The sequence below is a fragment of the Streptococcus pseudopneumoniae genome, assembly GCF_001073085.1.
Lineage (GTDB): Bacteria > Bacillota > Bacilli > Lactobacillales > Streptococcaceae > Streptococcus > Streptococcus pseudopneumoniae_M.
Genome location: NZ_JVFV01000004.1, coordinates 1 through 208, shown reverse-complemented (window position 1 = coordinate 208; position 208 = coordinate 1). Strand labels below are relative to the sequence as shown.

Below are 208 nucleotides of genomic sequence, written 5' to 3'. Positions count from 1 at the left end.
GCACTTAAAGCAATTCAGGAGCTTGCTCTTGAAAATCAAAAACTTACACACAGATTGGAGAACTTAGAAAATGAATACAGAACAGCTTAACCGCGCACTTCGGATGACAATCAACGACTTATCCGATACATCAAACGGTACAATGGTTGCAAATAATCTCTTGAGCATTCAGCTGGAAGAACAATTGGCTGAAAATCAAAGACTTCAA

At 38.5% G+C, this 208-nt stretch carries 1 protein-coding gene; it reads left to right on the top strand.

Annotated elements, in window-relative coordinates; genetic code table 11:
- A partial coding sequence (locus ADH90_RS11715; RefSeq protein ID WP_080982593.1) for a dihydrodipicolinate reductase occupies positions 1-90 on the top strand: 90 nt, incomplete at its 5' end.
- Positions 91-208: the final 118 nt, after the last annotated feature.